General features: G+C 58.9%; 20 protein-coding genes. 16 read left to right on the forward strand and 4 right to left on the reverse strand.

Translation table 11 applies throughout. The annotated features are described in order from the left end of the window. Window positions 1-13: 13 nt before the first annotated feature. Complete coding sequence (locus AC1965_RS18735) at window positions 14-922, reverse strand: LysR family transcriptional regulator (RefSeq protein ID WP_483887111.1); 909 nt, start codon at window positions 920-922, stop codon at window positions 14-16. 206 nt (window positions 923-1,128) lie between these two features. Between AC1965_RS18735 and AC1965_RS18740 the strand changes: the two genes are divergently transcribed. The 16 genes from AC1965_RS18740 to AC1965_RS18815 all read left to right on the forward strand — a co-directional run bounded on the left by AC1965_RS18740 (window position 1,129) and on the right by AC1965_RS18815 (window position 18,100). Beyond that, a complete protein-coding gene (locus AC1965_RS18740; RefSeq protein ID WP_483887112.1) occupies window positions 1,129-2,208 on the forward strand; it encodes a TRAP transporter substrate-binding protein in 1,080 nt (359 codons plus the stop codon). Between the two features lie 63 nt (window positions 2,209-2,271). Beyond that, entirely contained in the window at window positions 2,272-2,823 is a 552-nt protein-coding gene (locus AC1965_RS18745) for a TRAP transporter small permease subunit (protein WP_483887113.1), read from the forward strand. Then, on the forward strand, window positions 2,820-3,020 hold the full coding sequence (locus tag AC1965_RS18750; protein ID WP_483887114.1) for a hypothetical protein: 201 nt from the start codon (window positions 2,820-2,822) through the stop codon (window positions 3,018-3,020). The genes AC1965_RS18745 and AC1965_RS18750 overlap by 4 nt, the downstream gene beginning before the upstream one ends. Continuing rightward, window positions 3,020-4,444 carry a TRAP transporter large permease gene (locus AC1965_RS18755; protein WP_483887115.1) on the forward strand — a complete coding sequence of 475 codons (1,425 nt, stop codon included), beginning with the start codon at window positions 3,020-3,022 and terminating at the stop codon, window positions 4,442-4,444. Before AC1965_RS18750 ends, AC1965_RS18755 begins: the two co-directional genes overlap by 1 nt. A gap of 50 nt (window positions 4,445-4,494) precedes the next feature. After that, entirely contained in the window at window positions 4,495-6,207 is a 1,713-nt protein-coding gene (ilvD, locus tag AC1965_RS18760; RefSeq protein WP_483887116.1) for a dihydroxy-acid dehydratase, read from the forward strand. Between the two features lie 88 nt (window positions 6,208-6,295). After that, window positions 6,296-7,063 (forward strand): SDR family NAD(P)-dependent oxidoreductase, encoded by a 768-nt coding sequence (locus tag AC1965_RS18765; protein WP_483887117.1) that lies wholly within the window; start codon window positions 6,296-6,298, stop codon window positions 7,061-7,063. A gap of 26 nt (window positions 7,064-7,089) precedes the next feature. Continuing rightward, entirely contained in the window at window positions 7,090-8,007 is a 918-nt protein-coding gene (locus AC1965_RS18770; protein WP_483887118.1) for a 2-hydroxyacid dehydrogenase, read from the forward strand. Window positions 8,008-8,343: 336 nt separating this feature from the next. Next, entirely contained in the window at window positions 8,344-9,912 is a 1,569-nt protein-coding gene (locus AC1965_RS18775; RefSeq protein WP_483887119.1) for an ABC transporter substrate-binding protein, read from the forward strand. Between the two features lie 62 nt (window positions 9,913-9,974). Next, complete coding sequence (locus AC1965_RS18780; RefSeq protein WP_483887120.1) at window positions 9,975-10,907, forward strand: ABC transporter permease; 933 nt, start codon at window positions 9,975-9,977, stop codon at window positions 10,905-10,907. Window positions 10,908-10,915: 8 nt separating this feature from the next. Beyond that, on the forward strand, window positions 10,916-11,806 hold the full coding sequence (locus tag AC1965_RS18785) for an ABC transporter permease (RefSeq protein ID WP_483887121.1): 891 nt from the start codon (window positions 10,916-10,918) through the stop codon (window positions 11,804-11,806). Then, window positions 11,803-12,783, forward strand: a complete 981-nt coding sequence (locus AC1965_RS18790; RefSeq protein WP_483887122.1) for an ABC transporter ATP-binding protein — start codon at window positions 11,803-11,805, stop codon at window positions 12,781-12,783. The genes AC1965_RS18785 and AC1965_RS18790 overlap by 4 nt, the downstream gene beginning before the upstream one ends. Then, window positions 12,780-13,790 carry an ABC transporter ATP-binding protein gene (locus AC1965_RS18795; protein WP_483887123.1) on the forward strand — a complete coding sequence of 337 codons (1,011 nt, stop codon included), beginning with the start codon at window positions 12,780-12,782 and terminating at the stop codon, window positions 13,788-13,790. Before AC1965_RS18790 ends, AC1965_RS18795 begins: the two co-directional genes overlap by 4 nt. Then, complete coding sequence (locus AC1965_RS18800; protein WP_483887124.1) at window positions 13,783-14,415, forward strand: ArsR/SmtB family transcription factor; 633 nt, start codon at window positions 13,783-13,785, stop codon at window positions 14,413-14,415. Before AC1965_RS18795 ends, AC1965_RS18800 begins: the two co-directional genes overlap by 8 nt. Then, window positions 14,402-16,003, forward strand: coding sequence for a serine hydrolase domain-containing protein (locus tag AC1965_RS18805; RefSeq protein WP_483887125.1), 1,602 nt, complete (start codon window positions 14,402-14,404; stop codon window positions 16,001-16,003). Before AC1965_RS18800 ends, AC1965_RS18805 begins: the two co-directional genes overlap by 14 nt. Next, window positions 16,000-16,797 carry a M55 family metallopeptidase gene (locus tag AC1965_RS18810; protein ID WP_483887126.1) on the forward strand — a complete coding sequence of 266 codons (798 nt, stop codon included), beginning with the start codon at window positions 16,000-16,002 and terminating at the stop codon, window positions 16,795-16,797. The genes AC1965_RS18805 and AC1965_RS18810 overlap by 4 nt, the downstream gene beginning before the upstream one ends. Window positions 16,798-16,924: 127 nt before the next feature. Next, window positions 16,925-18,100: a M20 aminoacylase family protein gene (locus tag AC1965_RS18815; RefSeq protein ID WP_483887127.1), complete on the forward strand. Its 1,176-nt coding sequence runs from the start codon at window positions 16,925-16,927 to the stop codon at window positions 18,098-18,100. 84 nt (window positions 18,101-18,184) lie between these two features. On the opposite strand, the gene AC1965_RS18820 is transcribed toward AC1965_RS18815, so the two are convergent. From AC1965_RS18820 to AC1965_RS18830, 3 genes are read right to left on the reverse strand one after another with little or no spacing between them, the layout of a single operon-like run. Continuing rightward, entirely contained in the window at window positions 18,185-20,569 is a 2,385-nt protein-coding gene (locus tag AC1965_RS18820) for a 1-deoxy-D-xylulose-5-phosphate synthase N-terminal domain-containing protein (protein ID WP_483887128.1), read from the reverse strand. Window positions 20,570-20,621: 52 nt separating this feature from the next. Further along, window positions 20,622-21,173 carry an OsmC family protein gene (locus AC1965_RS18825; protein WP_483887129.1) on the reverse strand — a complete coding sequence of 184 codons (552 nt, stop codon included), beginning with the start codon at window positions 21,171-21,173 and terminating at the stop codon, window positions 20,622-20,624. Continuing rightward, complete coding sequence (locus AC1965_RS18830; RefSeq protein WP_483887130.1) at window positions 21,166-22,488, reverse strand: trans-sulfuration enzyme family protein; 1,323 nt, start codon at window positions 22,486-22,488, stop codon at window positions 21,166-21,168. Before AC1965_RS18830 ends, AC1965_RS18825 begins: the two co-directional genes overlap by 8 nt. Window positions 22,489-22,567: the final 79 nt, after the last annotated feature.

The following is a 22,567-nucleotide window of genomic DNA, read 5'->3' on the forward strand; positions in this document are numbered from 1 at the left end:
ATGATGCGACTGTTCAAGCCGGGGTGATGCCCGCAAAGAACTGATCGAAACGGCAGATGTCCTGCACCATTTCGATCAGGGTCATCACGGCAGGGCTGCGGGTGCTTTCAGAATAGACGATCACATAGGCGAGCGGATCGGGTTTGAATTCGGGAGAGATGCGGCTGATCGCCAGTGAAAAGGGCGGGGTGTCGAGTATGAAATCGGGCAGAACGGAAATGCCGTAGTTCGAGGCGACCAAGGCGATCATCGCCAACAACCCGTCCGCGACAATAACCTCGCTCAGGTCAGGTTCGGCATCGGCCAGCACGCGCGCGACAACCTGATCGAATAGCGTATTTTCCTGCACGATCAGCGGCGTCCCGGCCTGTATTTCCAGACTTAGCTGAGTGTCGGGTGGGAATCTGCCATGCGCCGCGCAGAATGATGTCGTCAGCGCGCCAACTTTCTTCGCGGTAAACCCCGGCGGGTACAGGGCCGAGGGCACCACTACGAAGTCCAGTTCGTTGTCGACCAGTAACTGACGTAACTTGAAAGCGGAGCCTACCCGCAGGTCGAGTTCCAGTTTCGGAAAGGCGGCGCGCACCTTGCGCATGAAGTCGGGTATCCAGCTAAACGACGACAGTTCCGTCACGCCGATGGAGACACGCCGGGCGATCATGTCGGGCGACGACAGCCCGGCCATCAGTTGGTCGGTGCTTTCCAGAATCGCCGCCGCTTGCAGGGAGGCTTCTTGCCCACGGCGCGACAAGGTGGGGACGCGGGTTGTGCGGTCAAACAGCACGGCCCCTGTCACCGCCTCAAATTCCTGTATGCGCCGGGTGATTGTGGATTGCGAGGTTTGCAAATGACGGGCGGCGGCTTCGAAACTGCCCAGCCGACTGATCCAATACAAGGCTTCGAGCTGTTTTAACGTCACCATCTAAGTGCCTCATCGCATTGGCCCTGCAGGGGGCAGGGCCGGGTGCTGGTTCTGCCTAAAAGAATAACCATAATAATTGCAAAAAGTGAAATAGAAAGTAGTTAATATTCCATATTGCGGAACTAACCGGCTTGGTCCTATGCTGCCGCGACAAGGCCATTGCGCGACTGCATTGCCCTTGCAGTCATCACGGAGGATGAACACCAATGAAACGCAGAACCCTATTGTCCGGTGCCGCACTTGGCGCCGCCGCTTTGACCCTCGCCGCACCAGCCGTGGCGCAAAACAAACGTGTCCTGAAGCTGGTTGGGACATTTCCGCGTGGCTTTCCAGGTTTGGGTCATGCCGCTGAAAACATCGCCAAGAAAGTGACCGCAGCGACAGACGGCGCGCTGACAGTGGAATATTTCGGCGGTGGTGAATTGGTGCCCCCCTATGCCGTGAACGATGCCGTTTCGACCGGTGCCGCAGAGATGGGCCATACGTCGCCTTATTTCGCCGCCGGGAAAATCAAAGCTGCAATGTATTTTACCAACATGCCTTACGGGATGTCGGCAGGCGAGTTGGGTGGTTGGATTCGTTATGGTGGCGGTCAGGCGCTGTGGGACGAAGCCTATGCGCCGTTCAACATCAAGCCGTTCTGGGCGGGCAGTTCGATGGCGCAGGCCGGTGGCTGGTTCAAAAAGCCGATCAATTCGCTTGATGATATGCAGGGCCTGAAAATGCGCATTGCCGGTCTGGGTGGTGCGATCATGCAAAAGATCGGTGTGTCTTCGGTCAACCTGCCAGCGGGCGAGATTTTCCCGGCGCTGCAATCGGGTGTTGTGGATGCTGCCGAATTTGTCGGCCCGTGGAACGACAAGGCCCTGGGTCTGTCCAAAGTTGCACCGCATTACTATATGCCTGCCCCCCACGAAACCGGTGCCGGTCTGGAGTGTATCGTGCGCCAAGACGTGTGGGAAGAATTCACACCCGCCCAAAAGGTCATCGTGGAGTCGATTGTTTCCGCCGTTGCGGATGAGACAACGACCGCCTTTGCCTATAACAACGCGGTCGCCTTGCAGCAGCTGGCAGCAGATGGTGTCACCCCGTCGGTTTTCCCCGACGATGTGATCGCCGCCTTGGGAAAGGCATCCGTCGAGGTGTTTGAAAGCTATCCGGCAGGTGACGAAATGTCTGAAAAGGTCCATGCACCTTATGTCGAGTACCTGAAGCAGGCCGTGTATTGCGGAAAGTTGCTTGAGGGGCAGATGTACTCTGACCGCGCTCAGGCCTGGGGCATCTAAGATCGGGAACTGAATCGGCGGGGCGCAGAGGCGGCCCGCCGTGATGGCGAAAAGGACCACTGGATGAAACAGATTGCCGCCGTGATTGATACGGTGAACGACCGTATTGGGCGCGTAGTGTGCTGGGGCATCTTGTTGATGGTGATCCTGCAATTCGCCGTGGTTGTCGCGCGTTATATCTTTTCGACCTCCATGTTATTCGGCGTGCCTGCCGTCTGGTTGCAGGAGGGGGTCGTGTATCTGCACGGCATCACAATCCTGCTGGGTACGTCATATGCGATGCTGTGGAACAAGAATGTCCGCGTCGATATCCTGTATGAAAAAGCCAGCCCACGAGTACAGGACCTGACCGAATTTTTCGGCAGCCTGTTGTTCGTGCTGCCGCTGTGTGCCGCGATTGGCTGGTCTGCGATGCCCAACATCACAATGGCGTGGATGGTCAAGGAAGGGTCGCTTGAACCCAATGGAATCCCGCTGCGCTATCTGCTGAAGGGGCTGGTGATCGTGTTCTGTGTGTTGGTGTCAGCGCAGGCGATATCCACCATGATCAAAGCGGTTTTGCGTCTGACGGGGCGTTCCACCGATCCGGTTTATGAAGTGAGTCACGAGCTGTGAACCTATTGATTGCAAACCTCGATCTGCTGATGTTCCCGGTCGCGATCGTGCTGTTGCTGCGCGGCTTTCCGGTGGCATTCACGCTGGCCGGTGTGGGGTTGCTGTTTTCGGTGCTGGGGGCCGTTTTTCAGGTCGGTTTTTTTGCCGGGGGGATCTGTCGTTTCTGCGGGCGCTGTTTGGCCGCATCTTTGGGCTGATGGATGAAACCAACGAAGTGTTGGTGGCGGTGCCGCTGTTTGTGTTTATGGGCGTCACGCTGGAGCGGAGTGGGGTCGCTGCGGACCTGCTGAATTCCATGGCCAAGATATTTGGGCGTTTGCCGGGTGGCTTGGGTATTTCGGTGGCGATTGTTGGCATGTTGCTGGCCGCCTCTACCGGTATTGTTGGCGCGACCGTGGTCACGATGGGCCTGATTTCGCTGCCTTCCATGCTTAAGGCGAACTATGACAAACGTCTGTCGACGGGGATCATTGCCGCCTCGGGGACGCTGGGGCAGATCATTCCGCCGTCACTGGTTTTGATCATTCTGGGGGATGTGCTGTCGAACTCGTACATCACCGCGCGGCGCAATGTGGGGGACTGGGCGCCTGACCCGGTGTCGGTCGGGGATATCTTTGCCGGGGCGCTGTTGCCGGGGCTGGTGTTGGTCGGGGCCTATGTTCTTTATATTCTTGCCGTGGCCATCATTTCGCCGCGCCGTGCGCCAAGCGTTTTGGTCGAAGGTGAAAAGGTCGCCTTTGGTCCTGTACTGATGCTGTTGATTCCGCCGCTGCTGTTGATCGTTGCCGTGCTTGGTTCGATCCTGTTTGGTGTCGCCACCCCGACCGAAGCCGCCTCTATCGGGTCAATCGGTGCGGTACTGCTGGCCGGGCAGCGCCTGTCGGATCGGTCGTCATTGCCCCAGCTTGTGGCCGTCGGCGGGGCGATTGTCGTTGTCTATTTCGTGCTGAACTTTGATCTGCGTCTGGCGAAAACCACTATCACCACCCGCGATACGGTCAACATTGCCATCGTGTCGCTGGCGCTGCTGGCGTTCATCTGGGGCGGTGCTGTCAGCCTGTGGCGCATCTGGCTGGCCAAGACCGACAAGGAACCATCGGTTCTGACATCCATCTTGCGGGCGTCGCTGCACATGTCCGTAATGGTATTTGCCATCTATATCGGGGCGCAGGTGTTCAACCTTGCCTTTCGCGGGCTGGGCGGCGAGCAGACGGTCAACGATTTCTTTACGGGTCTGCCCGGCGGGCCCTGGATTGCGCTTGGCAGTATGTTGCTGATCATGTTCGTGCTGGGGTTCTTTCTGGATTTCCTTGAGATCGTTTTTGTGGTCACGCCGATCATGGCCCCGGTGCTGTTCTCGTTCAGCGGGGCGGATGGTTCGGTGTTGTTCCATCCGGTCTGGCTTGCCGTGATCATGGGGTTGAACTTGCAGACCTCGTTCCTGACGCCGCCGTTCGGATTTGCCCTATTCTATCTGCGGGCCGTGGCGCCAAAAGAGGTGACCACCGCAGATATCTACCGCGGTATCGTGCCCTTTGTCGCAATCCAGATCCTGATCTTGATGGTGGTGTTGTGGTGGAGTGATCTGGCCACTTGGCTGCCCCGGTTTCTGGCGGGCTGATCGCAGGGCATTTCTTGCTCATTTTAACCACTCGTTATAGGACATCTTTGATGAAAACGCCGCGTTTCCGTTCTGAAACCATCCGTGATGGCATCATCCGCAGCACGACCCGCAGCTTTCTTTATGCGCTGGGTCTGGATGACGAAGACATCGCGAACCCGCATGTGGCGGTGATCCATACGGGTGGCGACATGAGCCCGTGTAACACCAGCCTGCGCGATCAGGCCCAGCACGCCAAAACCGGTATCTTTGCCGCCGGCGGTACGCCGCATGAATGTCCGGTTGTATCGGTTTCCGATGGGTTGAGCGTGGCACATTCAGGCATGCGGTTTTCGCTGATCTCGCGCGATCTGATTGCAGACAGTGTCGAGGCGACGGTGCGGGGCCATCAATGGGACGGCGTTTTTGGCATCGGGGGGTGTGACAAGAACATGCCGGGCCTGATGATGGGAATGACGCGGTGCAACGTGCCATCGCTGTTCTTGTACGGTGGGTCATCCCTGCCTGGTCAGATTGACGGCAAGGACGTGAACATCGTCGATACCTACGAGACAATCGGCAAGGTGCTGGCCGGTGAAGCGACCGAAGAAGAGCTGGACCAGATGACACGCAGTTGCCTGCCCACATCGGGTGCCTGCGCCGGGCAGTTCACGGCCAATACGATGGGTATGGTGTCCGAGATACTGGGCTTTGCGCTGATGGGGTCGTCGATGGTGCCGGCGGTCTATGCCGCGCGCGCGCCACTGGCGCGGCGTGCGGGCAAGGTGCTGATGGCGGCGGTGATGGGTGATGCGCCTTTGCCGCGCGATCTGGTCACGCGCAAGTCGCTGGAGAACGCCTGTGCTGTGGTTGCCGCAACGGGTGGTTCGACCAATGCCGCCTTGCACATCCCCGCGATCGCCCATGAAGCGGGGATCGCATTTCATCTCGATGACGTGGCCGAGGTGTTTGCCCGCACGCCATTGATTGCCGATCTCAAGCCCGGCGGCCGGTTCTTGGCGCGCGATGTATTCCATGCCGGTGGCGCGCCCGCGATTTTCAAATCCTTGCTGGACGGTGGGTTTCTGCACGGCGACTGCCTGTCGATCACCGGCAAGACCATCGCAGAAGAACTGTCTGAAACGGCGGCGCCTGACGGCGAGGTTGTGCGCCAGACGTCACAGGCAATTGCCCCGACAGGGGGTGTTGTCGTTCTCAAGGGCAACCTTGCGCCGGACGGTGCCTTGCTCAAGGTGGCGGGGTTGAAGAAACTGGTGCACAGCGGGCCCGCGCGGGTGTTTGAATGTGAAGAGGATTGTCTGAAAGCCATCCGAACGCTGGATTATGCCGAAGGAGACGTGATCGTAATCCGCAATGAAGGCCCCCGTGGCGGGCCGGGTATGCGCGAGATGCTGGGTATCACGGCATTGATCTATGGTCAGGGGAACGGGGAAAAAGTGGCCTTGATCACCGATGGTCGTTTTTCCGGCGCGACGCGGGGCATGTGCATCGGCTATGTCTGTCCCGAGGCGGTAAGCGATGGTCCAATCGGCCTGCTGCAAGACGGTGACATCATCGACATTGACGCACAAGCGGGGGTTTGCACGCTTGCCATGCGGGTTGATGACAGTGCACTGGCGCGCCGCCGCGCGGACAAGCCTATGCGGCCAACAATCGCCAGGGGCGGGCTGCTAGAGAAATACGCGGCCACGGTTGGTTCTGCCGATAAAGGTGCCGTGACCCACAGTGGCAATGTGATCTGGGAAAAGGACCCGATTGGATGAAGGTTCCGGGTGATACGGCTGCGGCCCCTACGGTGCTGGGTTGCCTGCGCATAGGCGCGACCGCCGCGTGGCATAAAGGATCAAGACCATGACCAGAACAGCGGTGATCACCGGTGGGGCATCGGGTATCGGGCGCGCGTGTACGCAGCATTTCATGCGCGAGGGATGGAACGTCGTTCTAAGCTTTTACCTGGAGAGCGAAAAATCCGCTGCTGATGCCCTGGTGCAAGAGGCGGCGGGCCTTGGCGTGCAGGCGGTCGCATCGCGGTCGGACGTGACGATAGACGCCGATTGCAGGGCACTGGCCGCGCTTGCCACATCGACATTCGGGCGGATCGACGCACTGGTGTCGTCGGCGGGGACCACGCGCATGGTGCCACACAGCGATCTAGATGCGCTGACGATGGATGATTTCATGATGACGGCTGCCGTCAACACTGCGGGCCCTTTTCAGATCGTGCGCGCCTGCGCCGAGGCCCTAAAAGCCGGAGAGGGCGGCAGTGTCGTGATCGTGTCGTCGTATGGTGCGATCTGGGGCACCGGATCGTCGATTGCTTATGCCGCATCGAAGGGGGCGACAAACACGCTGACGATGTCATTGGCGCGGGTGCTGGCCCCCAAGGTGCGGGTCAATGCCGTCTGCCCGGCCTTGATCGCCGGTGGGTTTGTGGAGCGGATGGACAAACAGGTCTTTGATGCGCGCGTCGACATGCAAGAGGCGCGCGCGCCGCTGCAACTGGTCGGCCAACCCGAAGACGTGGCGGCGGATGTTTACTGGTTGTCGACGGGTGCGCGGCTGATGACCGGATCGGTGCTGTCGTTGGACAGCGGGCTTCACCTGAACGGTGACAGCTAAGCAGGTTTGAATATCTAGGAGTTGCCATGTCTGATCTTCTTCAACTTAGCCGCATTACGGACGTCATGCGTGAACAGCTTGTCCAGGTTTTTACCGTTCACACCCCCGACGATTATCCGGCGGAAAAGATCACCCATGTTCTGACCAGCAGCGGCATTGGCGTGTCTCGCGAGATGATGGAGGGGCTGCCGAGGCTCAAGGCGATCAGCAATTACGGGGTCGGGTATGATGGCATCGACATGGATGCCGCGATCGAGCGTGGCATACTGGTGTCGCATACGCCGAATGTGCTGAATTCAGAGGTCGCAACCACTGCCGTTCTGCTGATGCTGATGTGTTACCGCGAAGCGATGCGGGACGAGGCTTGGGCGCGGTCGGGCGCATGGGAAACATCGGGCGCCGCACCGCTGACACGGTCGCCCGACAATCAGACGATTGGAATTTTGGGGCTGGGGCGTATCGGGCAGACAATCGCAGATAGGTTTGCGCCTTGGACCCCTGAAATCGTTTATCATTCTCGCCGACAGAAAGACGTTCCTTATACGTATTTTGACAATCTGGCCGATATGGCAGCCGCCTGCGATGTTCTGGTCTGTGTCACTCCCGGCGGGGCAGGGACCGAGCGTATCGTCAATGCGCAGGTCCTTGAGGCGCTCGGCCCGCAGGGGACGTTGATCAACGTCAGCCGTGGGTCCGTTGTGGACGAGCCTGCGCTGATCAGCGCGCTGCAAAACGGGACGCTGGGCTGGGCCGGTTTGGACGTGTTTGAAAACGAACCCGCGATCCCACAGGCGTTGCGTGATCTGTCCAACGTCGTCTTGCTGCCGCATGTCGGCAGCGCGACGGTCGAGACGCGGTTGGCGATGGGTCAGCTTGCCGTGGACAACGCCGTCCAGCACCTGCGCGATGGCACGATGATTTCAGCGGTTCCCGAACACGGGTAAGCCAACCGGGCTTTTGCCGCATGTCGCAGGGTGTCGCACCAAGCCGTCAGTAAGTTGATCTGCGGATGCATCCATACTGCTGGCGTCGTTAGAAACGCGCCGCGCCGATTATCCCGTTCCGATATAAGCCAACGCGGGACTGCCAGATCAAACATTTCCTTTATGCTTTATCCCCCATTCCCGGCATGAAACAGCGGCCCGAAAGGGAAAGTGGCGTCGTGGTAGTAAATCAAAGCCGACTAGTCAAAATGATTTGACAGGTCGCAAAATTTAGCATTTCCTGTGGCTGCATAGGCGTTCCGTCAGAGAATGCCCGCAACCATCAGGGGAACGACGATGAACAGCATAGTTAGTAGAAATAGCATTCTGGCGTCTCTGGTCGCCTTTGGGATTGGCCCGGCCGCAATGGCTGAAACGCTCCATTTTCGTGTGCAAGAAGATCCAGAGAGCCTTTATAATGTCGAAACGACTTCGCTTACTGCAAACACGGTGATGGCGGAGTTCCTTCTAGAGCGGCTGGTCTATTTTGATCAGGACGGCAATGCGCAGCCGTGGCTGGCCGAAAGCTGGGAAGTGAACGACAGTCAGACGGAGTTGACGTTCAAGCTGCGGAGCGGTGTCTCTTTCCACGATGGAGAGCCTTTCAACGCGGACGCGGTGGCATTCCATTTCAACAAGATCCTTGATCCGGCATCCGCGTCGCCAAACCTTGCGAGCATGGGGCCGCTTACCTCGGTCGACGCGGTGGATGAGATGACTGTGAAGTTCACCTTCTCCAGCCCTTACGCGCCGTTTTTTGTGACGTTGGCCGAGGCGGCAGGGGGCATCAATTCGCCTAAGGCGGTCGAGGCAGCGGGGAAGGACTATGCCCGCGGTCCCGTCGGCACCGGCCCCTTCAAGTTTGAGCAGTGGATTCCGGGCAGCGAAATTCGGATGACGCGGAACGACGCGTATCAGCAGTTTCGCAACGACGCGGAGAACAAAGGCAAGCCTTATGCCGATGAGGTGGTTCTGTCGGTGATTTCCGAAGACGGTGTGGCGCAGGCTGCGATGGAAGCCGGTGAGTTGACGGGTTCGATCCTACAGACTGATGCCATTGCGCAATTTGTGGACAATCCGGATTTCAATACGGTGATCGACAAGACGGCCACCAATATTGTTTTCCTCGAATTCAACCACCAGCGCGCCCCGTTCGATAACGTGGACATGCGCCGGGCAATCGGCCATGCGGTCGACCGTGATGCCGCCGTTGCAGCGGCGTGGGACGGTTATGCCTCGGTTGCACTTAGCCCGCTATCGCTGGGGATTCCCGGCTTTGATGCCGAGGTGGCCGAAGCCTACGGCACGCCTTACGATCCTGAGAAAGCCAAGCAAATCCTGGATGATCTCGGCTGGGTAGACAGCGATGGGGATGGTATCCGCGACAAAGACGGCAAGCCTGCGGAATTCCTGATCAAGAGCTATGCCGGGTTTACCCATATTCAGCGCACATTGCAGGTTGTTCAAGCCAACTTGGCTGACATCGGCATCAAAGCCAACCTGGAAACTGCCGACTGGGGCGCATTCTATCCGTCATTGCTGGAAGATGATTGGGACATGGATCTGATGCGCTGGACGTCCAGTGATGCGGGGATGCTGACCGAACTCTACCGGTCGCCGGGTCACCGCGAAAAGCTGTCGGCCAACCCAGAGATCGACGACCTGCTGAACCGGTGTGATGCAACCGTTGACCCCGCCGTGCGCAGCACGTGCATTTCGGAGGCGCAGAAAGTTCTGTTGGAAAACGTGATCGCCGTGCCGATCCTGACGAACTGGGCCGTGATCGCCACGCAGGCGAATGTCGAAGGCTATAACATCGACTATCTGGGGTTCTTGGTCCCCGGTGATGTCAAAAAGGCTGACTAAGCCCATTTCGGACTGTCCTGGGTGGCATCTGCCATCCGGGACAACCTAGGCAGGATACCCATATGGCCAGCTATGTTTTCAGGCGGATTCTGATGATCTTTCCGATCATCATCGGCATCTTGTTCCTGACTTTCCTTATCAAGGCGCTGATCCCGACTGACGCGGTCACAGCCCTGTTTTCAGGCACCGTGTCAGAAGAAAAAGCCGCAGAAGCTATCGCGCAGATACGCGCGAAATATCACCTCGATCTGCCGTGGTATGAACAATTCGGGATCTACGTCTGGGATGTTCTGCACCTTGACCTTGGCGAAAGCGTGCGCACCCGGCGGCCCGTAACCGAGGAAATCGGCTATCGCTATGTGAACACCCTGATCCTGACATTTGCCGCCCTTGCCGTGGCGGTGATCGTGGGGTTGGTGACCGGAATGCTCTCGGCCTATTTCAAGGACACCTGGATCGACGTCACGTCCATGTCGGTAGGGATGATGGGTATTTCCATGCCGGCCTTCTTCTTTGGCTTTGTCCTGATCTTTATCTTTTCGGTGCAGCTGCGCTGGCTTCCGGTGATCGGGCGGGGGGATTTTCAGTCGTTGATCCTGCCGGCCCTCACCTTGGGCTTTATCGAAGCGGCGGCCTTATCGCGGATCACGCGGTCGTCCATGCTTGACGTGCTGTCGCGTGAATATGTCCGTACGGCGCGGGCCAAGGGCATGTCCGAGGGATATATCCTGTTTCGTCACGCGCTGCCGAATGCGTTTTTGTCCATCCTGACAATCATCGGCCTGCAAATTGGCAATCTGCTGGGGGGTGCGTTCATCATCGAGGTGATCTTTGGCTGGCATGGGATCGGAGAGTTGGCGGTAAAGGCGATCCAGTGGCGTGACTTTACGATCACTCAGGCGGTCATCCTCGTCAGCGCCGGGACTTATGTGTTCATCAATCTCGTCGTCGATCTGCTTTACACCTGGATCGACCCTAGAATTTCCTACGATTAGGATTGTCCATGACCCCTAGCGCACTTGAAACCACCGATACCTTCAGCACGCCTGAGCGCAGCAATTTTATGCGCGCGTTGCGCCGCTTGCTGCGCCATCGGTCGGGGCAGATCGGCGGCACCATCGTCGTCGCCTTGGTGTTCTTTTCCATCATGGGCGAAAGCATTCTGCCCTATGACCCTTTGGCCATCGCGCCCATTGACCGGCTTCAACCACCAAGCGCGGAGCATTTTTTCGGCACCGACGAACTGGGCCGCGACCTGTTCAGTAGAATACTATATGGCTCGCGCTACACGCTGATGATTGGTCTGGTGTCGACCCTGATCGCGGCCAGTATCGGGATTACGCTGGGCCTGCTGGCCGGGGCAGGCGGCAAGCTTGCGGATATGCTGATCATGCGGGTGGTCGACGTGTTGCTGGCCTTTCCCTACATCCTTTTGTTGCTGGCCGTGATTGCGATACTGGGGCCAAGCCTGTGGACCGCGATGATTGCCGTGGGTGTCGGTGGCATCCCCGGCTATGCCCGGCTGATCCGGGGCGAAGTGCTGACGCTGAAGGATGCAGAGTTTGTCGAGGCAATGCATGCGCTTGGCGCCGGGCATCTGCGTATTCTGTTTGGCACCATCCTGCCCAATGTGACGTCGCAGATTGTCATCTATGCCAGTTTCACCATCCCCTTGGCCGTATTGGCGGCCGCGGCGCTGTCTTTTCTGGGGCTTGGCGCACAGCCGCCCTCGCCGGAATGGGGTTCAATGCTGGTGGATGCCCGCACATTCCTGCGCACGGCCTGGTGGGTCGTGGCGGCACCCGGCATGGCGATCTTTATTTCGATCCTCGGCATGAACCTGTTCGGCAACGCCCTGCGCGACGTGCTTGATCCAAAGGAAATGTCCAAATGACCGCGCTGCTCGAGATCAAGGGGTTAAAGACGCATTTCAAGACCGAAGACGGCCTGGTGAGGGCCGTTGACGGCGTTGATCTGCATGTAAATGCGGGTGAGGTCCTTGGCATCGTCGGCGAATCTGGTTCGGGCAAGACGATCACCGCGCTTTCCGCGATCCGGCTTATCGAAAGCCCCGGAGAGATCGTTGCCGGGTCCATCCATTTTGACGGCCAAGATGTGCTGGCCATGAGCCGAAAGGAATTGACCGCCCTGCGCGGCGATCGCATTTCGATGATCTTTCAGCAGCCGCGCGTCTGCCTAAATCCGGTGATGACGATCGGCCGACAGATCACTGAACTTTTTGACCGCCACCGCAAAGTGTCGGCCAAGGAAGCGAAAGAGACAGCGATTTCATTGCTGACGGCGGTGGGTATCCCGGATGCGGACAGCCGGTTTAACGTCTATCCGCACGAGCTTTCTGGGGGGCAGGCGCAGCGGGTGATGATTGCGATCGCTCTGGCGCTGCGCCCCAAGGTCTTGATCGCGGATGAACCGACGACGGCGCTGGACGTGACCATCCAGGCGCAGATCATGGAGTTGCTCAAGGACCTGTGCCGCGAAATGGGCACGGCACTGGTGCTGGTCACTCATGACCTTGGTGTGATCGCGGAAATGGCCGACCGGGTTGCGGTGATGTATGCGGGGCAGGTGGTCGAACAGACGGATGTCGTCTCGCTGTTCGAGCGGCCACAGCATCCCTATACTCAAGGGCTGCTGGCCGCCACGCCGGTGCTGGGTCAGCGCACCGCGCGGCTAAGCGCCATTCCGGGGTCGGTGCCGAAGGCGACGGAGTTTCCGCCGGCCTGCCGGTTCGCAACACGTTGCGCCCCAAGGGTCAGGCACGGTCTGACAATATGTGAACGCGAAATGCCGCAACTCGAACGACACGGCCACGGCGATGTGCGGTGCTGGCTGGCTCAGGGGAAGACATGACAGAGACGCCGATACTCAGCATTCAAGGGCTTTCGGCCTATTTTCCGCTCAAGTCCGGCATCCTGCGCCGCACAAAGGGCTGGATCAAGGCCGTTGACGACATCAGCTTTGACTTGGCTCCGGGCGAGACATTGGGGCTTGTGGGGGAAAGTGGCTGCGGCAAGACCACGCTAAGCCGCGCCATTCTGGGGCTGCGGGACACACAGGCAGGCAAGATCATTTTCGATGGAGAGGATCTGACCGGTCTGCCGGCAAAGGATCTGGTGGACAAGCGGCGCGAAATGCAGCTTGTCTTTCAAGACCCCTATGCCTCGCTTGATCCCAAGCGGAGGGTCGGGTCAACGGTGAGGACCGGCCTCGACGTCCACAAGATCGGGTCGCCGGCGGAGCGCAATGACATGGTGGCCGACATATTTGCGCGCGTCGGGCTGGACCCCAGTTTGCGCAACCGTTTCCCGCATGAATTCTCCGGCGGGCAGCGGCAACGTATCGGCATCGCACGCGCGTTGATCATGAACCCACGGTTCGTGATCTGCGATGAACCTGTGTCGGCCTTGGATGTTTCAATCCAAAGTCAGGTGCTGAACCTGCTGAGAGATTTGCAGGAAGAGTTGAACCTTACGTATCTGTTTGTGGCCCACAATCTGTCGGTTGTTGAACATATGGTCGATCGTGTGGCGGTGATGTATCTGGGGCGGCTGGTTGAACTGGCGCCGCGCGACGACCTGTTTCGCGCGCCGAAACACCCCTATACCAAAGCGTTGATCGATGCGATCCCGGCTGCCACACCCGCGCAGCGCCGCAAACGTACGCCGCTAAGTGGTGACGTCCCTAGCCCGCTCAACCTGCCACGTGGCTGCCCCTTCCAAACCCGTTGTCCTGCCGTTATGTCGAAGTGCACAGAACAGATGCCGCCCTATTTCGGCCAGAGCGCCCATCGGGTCGCATGCTGGTTATCCGAAGCTGAGGGGGCCGCCCCGATCAGCAAAGAGAGCGCACATGGATAACGACTTCGACATTTCCGAGATACCCAGCATCTATTACCTACAGTCGGCCGATCAGCTGAAAGCCCTGGCCGAGCCGATGCGCTATCGGATGTGTCTGCTGCTGCACCGGCCCAAGAGCTGCGCCGCCCTGGCCCGCGAATTAAAGATCACCCGACCCAAAGCACATTATCATCTAAAGAAGCTGGAGAACGTGGGGCTGGTGCGCCCCTATTCGGAAGCGCTGGTGAACGGCATTGTCGAAAAATACTATATCATCATTGGCCGAATGCTCGATTTCTCGCATCTGTTGCCAAATTCGGATGAAGAGTTGCCTGACAATGTGTCCGTTGATGCGGTCGCCGCGATTTCAGATTTCCTGGCCTCGATGTTGGAAGTGTCGCGTGAAAATGCACTTGCCGCGAGCGAGAACCATGCACGCGGTAAGGGGTTCTTTTTCGATTTTGATTCCGTGCTGACCAAGGATCAATTCGAATCCGTAAAGAAGAAACTGATGGATTTGCGGGCGGAAGTGCTGGCGATGAGCCAACAGAACCTGTCGGGTTCTCAGGCCGACTTGGGCCTGGTGCCTTTCCATATATCCAGTTTCATTTCAGCCAAGAAGGAAAAGCACGATGACGCAACTTGAGCCATCGGTCATCTTCCCACACGTCCCGCAATCGCTGGGTGCGGATACGCCTGGGTATGCATTTGCACTGATCGACGGAGAGGATGTGCAAATGCTGTGCCAGGGCATGGCGAGCCTGGAACACCAAGTGTCGATTACGCCTGACACAGCGTTCCGCATTGCATCGGTCACAAAGCATTTTCTGGCGTTGGTTGCACAAATCTATCATGCGCGGGGAAAGTTCGATCTGGATGCCCCGCTGGGGCAATATCTATCTGAACTGTCGGGGCCGCAGGCCAAAGTCACCTCGCGTCAGGCGTTGCAGAATTGCTCGGGTATTCGCGATCATCTGGAGCTCGCGCTGATGGCGGGCGGCGGCCTCAACCAGACGGTCAGCGTGGCCCAAAGCTTTGAGATGATCGCGCGACAGCAGGAGACAAACTTTGCCACGGGAACGGATTTTCTGTATTCCAACGCGAATTTCCTGCTCGTTACGATCGCCCTAGAGCGCACTGTGGGCCGCGATCTGGGTGCACTGCTTGAAGAGGAATTGTTCCGCCCGAACGGGATGTCAGCGACCCGATATGTCACCGGTCATGCTGCGGTCGTGCCCGACCTTGCCACCGGGTATATTGATAGGGGTGACCATTTTGAACGCGGTGCCTTTGCGACGGAGCTTACCGGCGAGGGGGCGATGGTTTCGACGTTGTCAGACTTGGTGCGGTGGTGCCGTTACTTACGCGATGATCCCGACGGGCATGTGGCCAAGATATCTGCGCCTTCGACATTCGCAAATGGGACCCTCAGTGGCTATGCGATGGGGCTCTTCAATCGCAGCTATTTGGGGCAGGCGACACGCGGCCACAATGGGCTTTGGCCCGGCTACCGTACTGATCTGGTTCTGTTCGATGATCTGGACAAGGCGGCAGTGTGCATAACCAACGTCAATTCCATTGATCCAACGCTGCTGACGCGCAGGACGATGTGCGATCTCTTTCCCGAACATTTTAAGCAGAGCGCCGCCAAACCGGACGTCGATGCCCTAAAGCTGCTGACGGACGGATCGGTTTTCCTCAACAGTGACACGCTTGATCATGCGCGGTTTACGGTCGAGCCTGACGGGCTGGGCATTGAGATCGGCGGCTGGAAGGCGACGCACCCTTTTTCCGGGCCGACCAATGTGGTGTTCAGTTTGCCTACTGACTATCTGGAATTGGACTGGTCAACGGTGGGACAGGGCCATGTCACACTTACGCGGTCCAACGGTGACAGGGTTCAATTGACAAAAACCTCGGCGCCGGGGGCGGATGCAGTTGGCAGCTTTGTGGGTACGTATCATTGCGCGCATCTGCCCTCTACGCTGACGATTGCGCGGTCGGGGGTCGAGGCGACGGCGCTGATCCGGGGTGATTTTGCACATGGGGAGACGTGGACGGTGAAGGCATTGACCAAAGACATCTGCATATTGACGGACGCCTCTGGGCCATGGCCGCGTCAATTGACCTGTCGCCTGACGGGGGCTGACGGGGTTTTGCTGGTCAGTGGTGGTCGCGCCAAGCGCATGCGCTTTGAACAGATTAGGCAAACAGCGGCGGAGGCAGCAGCATGAAGATATTTATTAGCGCCGACATTGAAGGCACGGCGGGGATCGCAAGCTGGGACGAAGCGCGCAAAACCGGGCCCGACTATGCCGAATTTCGGGCGTATATGACGGACGAAGTCGTTGCCGCTTGCGAGGGGGCCCGCGCGGCAGGGGCCACGGAGGTGGTGGTCAAGGATGGACATGAGACTGCGCGCAACATCATTTCGGGCAAATTGCCGGATTATGTGACGGTCATTCATGGGTGGCCAGGTAATCCACATTCAATGATGTGCGGGCTTGATGATAGCTTTGATGCGGCATTGTTCACCGGCTATCACGCCAAGGCGGGCAGTTCGGCCAACCCGTTGGCACATAGTTTCAATGGTCGCATTTCGCGGTTCTATTTTAACGGTGTGCTGTCGTCAGAATTTACCCACAACGCCCATATCGCGGCGTATCACGGCGTGCCTTGTGCCTTTATTTCAGGTGATAGCGGCATTTGTGCGGATGCGGCTGAGATTGTCCCCGGCATTACGACAGTTGCCGTTTCCACAGGGATCGGCCCTGCATCGGCGTCGATGACACCGGGCCGGGCCTGCACCGAGATACGGACCGGGGTTGAACGGGCGCTGTCAGATGACCTCGGTGTGCTGCGCCTTGAGATGCCTGACGAGATCGACATGCAAATCGAATACGCCAACCCGACCGAAGCCTATAGATGCAGTTGGTATCCGGGGGCCGAACTGATGTCGGACTGCCGCCTGCGGTTCCGTCATCGGGATTTCTTTGAAGTGATGCGGGCGTTCAGGTTTATCGGTTGATCGTATCAATAACGTGCTTGCGCCCTGACGGCGCGTGTCACGTGATCCTGCCCTCAACGGGCCACCGCTGGAATTTCGCTAACGACGGCGCACGCGACAGCGCCACCATGATAACAGGAGCCACCACATGAGCGTTCTACCCAAGATCGAAGCCTTTGCCGAAGAAATGACCGCTATTCGCCAGGACATTCACGCGCACCCCGAACTGGGGTTCGAGGAAACCCGCACCGCCGCGATCGTGGCCGAAAAGTTGCGCGCTTACGGCGTGGATGAGGTGGTTGAGGGTCTGGGCGGCACCGGTGTTGTAGGGGTCGTCAAAGGCACCGGTGGTGGCAACCGCCGTGTCGGGCTGCGCGCCGACATGGACGCGCTGCCGATCGTCGAGGCGTCGGGCGTTTCTTACACCTCGCAAAATCCGGGCCGGATGCATGCCTGCGGCCATGATGGCCATACCACCATGCTGCTGGGTGCTGCGCGTTATCTGGCCGAGACGCGGGATTTCGACGGTACGGTGGTGCTGATCTTTCAGCCTGCCGAAGAAGGATTGGGCGGCGCGCGGCGCATGCTTGAGGAGGGGCTGTTCGAAAAGTTTCCCTGTGACGAAATCTATGGGATGCACAATGATCCAAATTCGGAACCGGGCATCGTGAGCGTCACCCCCGGCCCGGCGATGGCGGGTGCGGCGTTTTTCGATATCACTGTCAAAGGGACTGGCAGCCACGCGGCGATGCCCCATCAATCGCGCGACCCGATTGTGATCGGGACTGCATTGGTGCAGCAGTTGCAGTCCGTTGTCAGCCGCAACACGCCGCCCACCAAACCCATTGTGCTATCGGTGACCAAATTCAACGCAGGTTCGGCCTATAATGTCGTACCCGATGCCGCGACCATCGCCGGCACGATCCGCTATTTCCATCAGGACGTCATTGAAATGGCCGAAGACCGCATCCGCACGCTGTGTGCCGGGATGGCCACCGCTTACGGTATCGAGATTGAGGTGGATATCCGCAACGTGTTCGACGTGCTGATGAACGATCCAGAGCTTACGACCGCCTATGTCGCCGCTGCTGCGGGCGTGGTGGGGGCGCAAAACGCCCATGAATCCACTGAACAGGCCAGCGGATCGGAAGATTTTGCGGACATGCTTAAGGTGGTGCCGGGTGCCTATTGCCGGGTGGGTCATGCGGGCAATGTACCGCTGCACAATCCGGGCTTTGTGCTGGACGATGGCATCCTGCCCGTCGGCGCGTCGATCTATGCCCGCATCGTCGAAACACGCCTGCCAAAAGCCGGCACTGCCTGATCATTGTCTTGCGCGCCCGTGGATTACTGGGCGCGCAAGTAACAGATGTGATTGGCCCTGAAGGGGGCCGGCGGCACCGCGCGGTTAGCCGATCACCCGGTGCAGCATTTGGCGGCCCGGCGTCAGCCCCTGTACCTTTTCCACAATAGACCGCGCATCAATGCCGTAGTGGTCGTAGAGGTCGGCGATGGTGCCGGTCTGGCCAAAGTGTTCGACCCCCAGAGGCACGGTCTGATGGCCGACCACTGACCCAAGCCAGGACAGCGTAGCGGGGTGGCCGTCGATCACCGTGACCAGTTTACAGTCGCGCGACAGCCCGCCCAGCAATGTCTCGATATGGCTTTGTGCGCTGGCGTTGCCACGGGCGCGGGCGCGCTGTGCGGCGGTCCAGCCTGCGTTCAGCCGGTCGGCAGAGGTCACGGCAAGAACACCGACGTCGCGCCGCCCTTCGGCAATATTGCCCGCCGCCTTGATTGCCTCGGGGGCCACGGCCCCTTGATAGGCAATCACCACATCGCAGTTCGGCCCCGGTTTGCGCAGCCAATACGCCCCGTCGATCGCGCCTTGGCGGAAATCTTCGTCGACGCGCTTGCCGGGTTGTTCAATGGGGTTGGTGGTCAGCCGCAGATAGACTGATCCGCCGGTTTCATCGCGCAGCCAGGTGCGTTCGTCCGGGTCTCCTTCGCCATCCTTTTGCAAGTATTCAAAGGCCCACTGCATGATCACGGCCAATTCGTCGGCAAAAGCGGGCTCAAAGCTGGCCAGCCCGTCCTGGCTCATCCCGATCAGGGGCGAGCCGATGGACTGATGCGCGCCGCCTTCCGGGGCGAGCGTCACACCTGACGGCGTGCCGACAATCATAAATCGCGCGTCCTGATAGCAGGCGTAGTTGAGGGCATCGAGGCCGCGGGCCACAAAGGGGTCATAGACCGTGCCGATGGGGATCACCCGCTTGCCAAACAGCGAATGCGACAGGCCCGCCGCGCCCAGCAGCAGGAACAGGTTCATCTCGGCGATGCCCAGTTCGATGTGCTGGCCTTCTGGCGTAAATTCCCATTTTGCGGTCGAGGGGATTTTTTCATTGATGAAGGTGTCGGCCTGCTCGGTCCGGGCGAACAGCTTGCGCCGGTTTACCCACGGGCCAAGGTTCGTGGTGCCGGTCACATCGGGTGACATGGTGACGATCCGCGCCGCCAGATCGCTGTCGCCTTTCGACAGATCATCCAGCACCTTGCCAAAGGCCATCTGCGTCGAAATCTCACGGTCGGTTGCCAGATCAATCGCAGGCACCGCCAGCGCATCGTCAGAATACCGACGCCGGCCTTTGGCGAAAAAGGGCGTGTTGTCGAGCGTGGTTTGCAAGGCAGCGGGGTCGGTCACCGTGGCGAATTTCTCCCATTCCTCGCCTTCGGCCACGCCCATGTGGCTTTGCCATTGGCCCATCTGCGTCTTGTTCATCAACCCGCCGTGGTTGTCCTTGTGCCCGGCAATCGGCGTCCCCCAGCCCTTGATCGTATAGGCGAGGAAACAAACCGGGCGGTCGTGGTCTATGGCGTCAAAGGTTTCGGCCATGGTCTGCACGCAGTTGCCGCCAAGGTTTTCCATCAGCTCGGCCAGTTCATCGTCGCTGCGGGCTTCGATCAGCGCGGTCACATCGCCTTGATCCCCAAGTGCGTCCATCAGACGTTTGCGCCATACAGCACCGCCCATAAAGGTCAGCGCCGAGTAAAGTTGGTTCGGGCAGTTGTCGATCCAATCGCGGAGTTTTTCGCCGCCCGGCTCTTCGAAGGCTGCACGTTGCAATGCGCCATATTTTACCTTGACCACGTCCCAGCCAAAGGCGTCAAAAATCTGTTCGATCCGCTTGAACAGTCCTTCGCGCACCACGCCGTCCAACGACTGGCGGTTATAGTCGATGATCCACCAGGTGTTGCGCAGGTCGTTCTTCCAGCCCTCTTGCAACGCCTCGTAGATGTTGCCCTCGTCCAGTTCGGCATCGCCCACGAGCGCAACCATGCGCCCCAAGGGCAGATCGCCGCCCCAGCTTTTCGCGGCGATGTAATCCTGCACGATTGAGGCAAAAGACGTGATCGCCACCCCAAGGCCCACCGACCCGGTGGAAAAGTCCACATCGTCAATGTCCTTGGTCCGGCTTGGATAGCTTTGGACCCCATGAAAGCCACGAAACGCTTCCATTTTTTCGCGTGTCTGATTGCCCATCAGATACTGGATGGCGTGAAAGATAGGCGAGGCGTGGGGTTTCACTGCCACCCGGTCCTCTGGTCGCAACGCGCTGAAATACAGCGCCGTCATGATCGAAACCATCGACGCTGAAGACGCCTGATGTCCACCCACCTTGATTCCGTCCGCCTTGGGGCGGATGTGGTTGGCATTGTGGATCATCCAATGCGACAGCCACAACAGCCGCTGTTCGATGGTCTTGAGGTGGCTTTGATCAATCTGGGGCATGGAGATGGCTTTCTAGTTGCGATGGCAAGGCATAACGGAATGGCAGCGCGTGCTATCCTTGGATTTGGGTGCTGATGATCGCGCCCGTCAGTCCAACCGGATTGAGGATGGTTTGTGCATTGGGGCTGTGCGAAACAGATTTGCGGTGCAGTTCCGCAAACTGTTCTGGTGTTGCGTCCCCGGTGACGTGGATTTTATACCGGATTTCGGGAAAGCCCACTGTTGAATTGGTGCCGAGCCCCATGAACCCGCGCAGATCCAGCGTCGCGTCAAAGTCGATCTTTACCGTTTCCAGCTGAATGCCCTCGGCAGTGGCCCCGGCGATAAAGCTGACCATCATGCACGATCCCAGCCCCGACAGCAGCAATTCCTGCGGGTTCGGCCCGTGGTTGTTGCCCATCAATTGGCGTGGCTCATCGGCCTTCCAGGTGAACGACCGGCTGACCTGATGCGGACCGACCTTCATCGGCTTGGTATCGGTGCGCGAACGCGTGCCACTTTCCCAGTTGATCTCGATGCCATAGTCCATCAACGCCTCTTCGGGCGCGTTCGCAACTTCGTTTACAAATTCACTGAGGGCGGCGGTGGGGATGCTGTTACGCATGTGCGTTTTCCTTCGTTGCATAGATGGCGCCAAGGGCATGGTCAAAATCGGCGATCAGGTCGGCGGCGTCCTCGATCCCTACGGACAGACGCACACAACCCGGATCAATCCCCACATCTGCCCGCTGACGGGTGGTAAAGGTGGCCTGCGAGGTGTTGAACGGCAGGCTGATAAGGCTTTCGACCCCGCCAAGGCTGGTCGCTTGTTTGGGGATGCGTAGGGCATCGACCAGACGCAGTGCAGCTGCATCGCCGCCTTCAATCACAAAGGTGATATTGCCGGTGCCGTTTTTCAGCAGGCGTTTGGCGGTGTCATAGTCAGGATGGCTTGGCAGGAAGGGATAAAAGACCTTCTTTACCCGCGGATGCCCTTCAAGAAACTGCGCCAGCGCTGTTGCGCTTTCTTCGTGGGCGCGCATCCGCACGGCGAGCGTCTTTAGCCCGCGCTCCAGCAGGAAACATGCATGGGGGTCCAAAGACCCGCCATAGTTCAGCAGGCGTGGCCAGATCATGTCAATCAGCTTGCGGGGGCCGGCCGCCACACCCGCGATCAGATCGCTGTGCCCGTTGAGGTATTTCGACGCGGAATGAACCACCAGATCGACCCCATGTTCCAGCGTGCGCATGGCGATAGGCGGTGCAAAGGTGGCATCGACAACCAGCCGCACATTGCGGCGTTTGGCAATCTCGGCCAGTCGAGGGATGTCGATGATCTTGAGCAGGGGGTTGGTGATCGCCTCAAAATACATCATCTGCGTATTGGGCTGGATCGCCGCCTCGATGGCGTCAAAATCATAGCTGTCAACCATGGTGCAGGACATGCCCAGTGTCGGAAACTCCTGATTGAACAGGTTGAAGGTGCCGCCATAAAGATCGCTGGACGCCACCACATGGGCACCCTTGTCCATCAAGGCCAGAACCGTGCTGGTGATTGCCGCCATACCAGAGCTGAATACAATCGCAGATTCCGCGCCCTCAAGTGCTGCCAGCTTTTCCTGAACGGCCCATTGCGATGGGTTGCCGTAGCGAGAATAGATGAACCGGTCACGGGCAAAGCCGTCTTCTACGGATTGATACTGGTGATCATTCAACACGAATGTCGATGCCTGATAGATCGGCGTGCCGACAGCGCCGGTGCGCGGATCGTCATGGGTGCCAGCATGCACCGCCATCGTAGACAGACCGGTGCCGGGGGCGGGGTGGTCTGCCAGAAATGGCCCGGCGCCGCGCGTCCGGTTCAAATCATTCAACCAACCTCCGGCGGTGCGGTTCGGCGTCTTGCTGGCGGTGTCGCCTAGGGTCTTATGATCGGTCATGCGGTGCTCCGGCATGGGGTGGGAGTTAAAAAGGGCGCAAGCTGTTGCCATCCTGCGCCCAGTGGCCTGCCAAGGGGGA

The sequence above is a fragment of the Sulfitobacter sp. KMM 9851 genome, from assembly GCF_057178245.1.

Bases quoted from the DNA above. Each gene is read 5' to 3' on its own strand.
- ilvD (WP_483887116.1), top strand. From the start codon at position 4,495: ATGAAAACGCCGCGTTTCCGTTCTGAAACCATCCGTGATGGCATCATC.
- AC1965_RS18785 (WP_483887121.1), top strand. From the start codon at position 10,916: ATGACCCCTAGCGCACTTGAAACCACCGATACCTTCAGCACGCCTGAG.
- AC1965_RS18800 (WP_483887124.1), top strand. From the start codon at position 13,783: ATGGATAACGACTTCGACATTTCCGAGATACCCAGCATCTATTACCTA.
- AC1965_RS18825 (WP_483887129.1), bottom strand. From the start codon at position 21,173: ATGCGTAACAGCATCCCCACCGCCGCCCTCAGTGAATTTGTAAACGAA.
- AC1965_RS18810 (WP_483887126.1), top strand. From the start codon at position 16,000: ATGAAGATATTTATTAGCGCCGACATTGAAGGCACGGCGGGGATCGCA.
- AC1965_RS18795 (WP_483887123.1), top strand. From the start codon at position 12,780: ATGACAGAGACGCCGATACTCAGCATTCAAGGGCTTTCGGCCTATTTT.
- AC1965_RS18780 (WP_483887120.1), top strand. From the start codon at position 9,975: ATGGCCAGCTATGTTTTCAGGCGGATTCTGATGATCTTTCCGATCATC.
- AC1965_RS18815 (WP_483887127.1), top strand. From the start codon at position 16,925: ATGAGCGTTCTACCCAAGATCGAAGCCTTTGCCGAAGAAATGACCGCT.
- AC1965_RS18790 (WP_483887122.1), top strand. From the start codon at position 11,803: ATGACCGCGCTGCTCGAGATCAAGGGGTTAAAGACGCATTTCAAGACC.
- AC1965_RS18770 (WP_483887118.1), top strand. From the start codon at position 7,090: ATGTCTGATCTTCTTCAACTTAGCCGCATTACGGACGTCATGCGTGAA.
- AC1965_RS18820 (WP_483887128.1), bottom strand. From the start codon at position 20,569: ATGCCCCAGATTGATCAAAGCCACCTCAAGACCATCGAACAGCGGCTG.
- AC1965_RS18805 (WP_483887125.1), top strand. From the start codon at position 14,402: ATGACGCAACTTGAGCCATCGGTCATCTTCCCACACGTCCCGCAATCG.
- AC1965_RS18775 (WP_483887119.1), top strand. From the start codon at position 8,344: ATGAACAGCATAGTTAGTAGAAATAGCATTCTGGCGTCTCTGGTCGCC.
- AC1965_RS18765 (WP_483887117.1), top strand. From the start codon at position 6,296: ATGACCAGAACAGCGGTGATCACCGGTGGGGCATCGGGTATCGGGCGC.
- AC1965_RS18830 (WP_483887130.1), bottom strand. From the start codon at position 22,488: ATGACCGATCATAAGACCCTAGGCGACACCGCCAGCAAGACGCCGAAC.
- AC1965_RS18735 (WP_483887111.1), bottom strand. From the start codon at position 922: ATGGTGACGTTAAAACAGCTCGAAGCCTTGTATTGGATCAGTCGGCTG.
- AC1965_RS18745 (WP_483887113.1), top strand. From the start codon at position 2,272: ATGAAACAGATTGCCGCCGTGATTGATACGGTGAACGACCGTATTGGG.
- AC1965_RS18740 (WP_483887112.1), top strand. From the start codon at position 1,129: ATGAAACGCAGAACCCTATTGTCCGGTGCCGCACTTGGCGCCGCCGCT.
- AC1965_RS18755 (WP_483887115.1), top strand. From the start codon at position 3,020: ATGGATGAAACCAACGAAGTGTTGGTGGCGGTGCCGCTGTTTGTGTTT.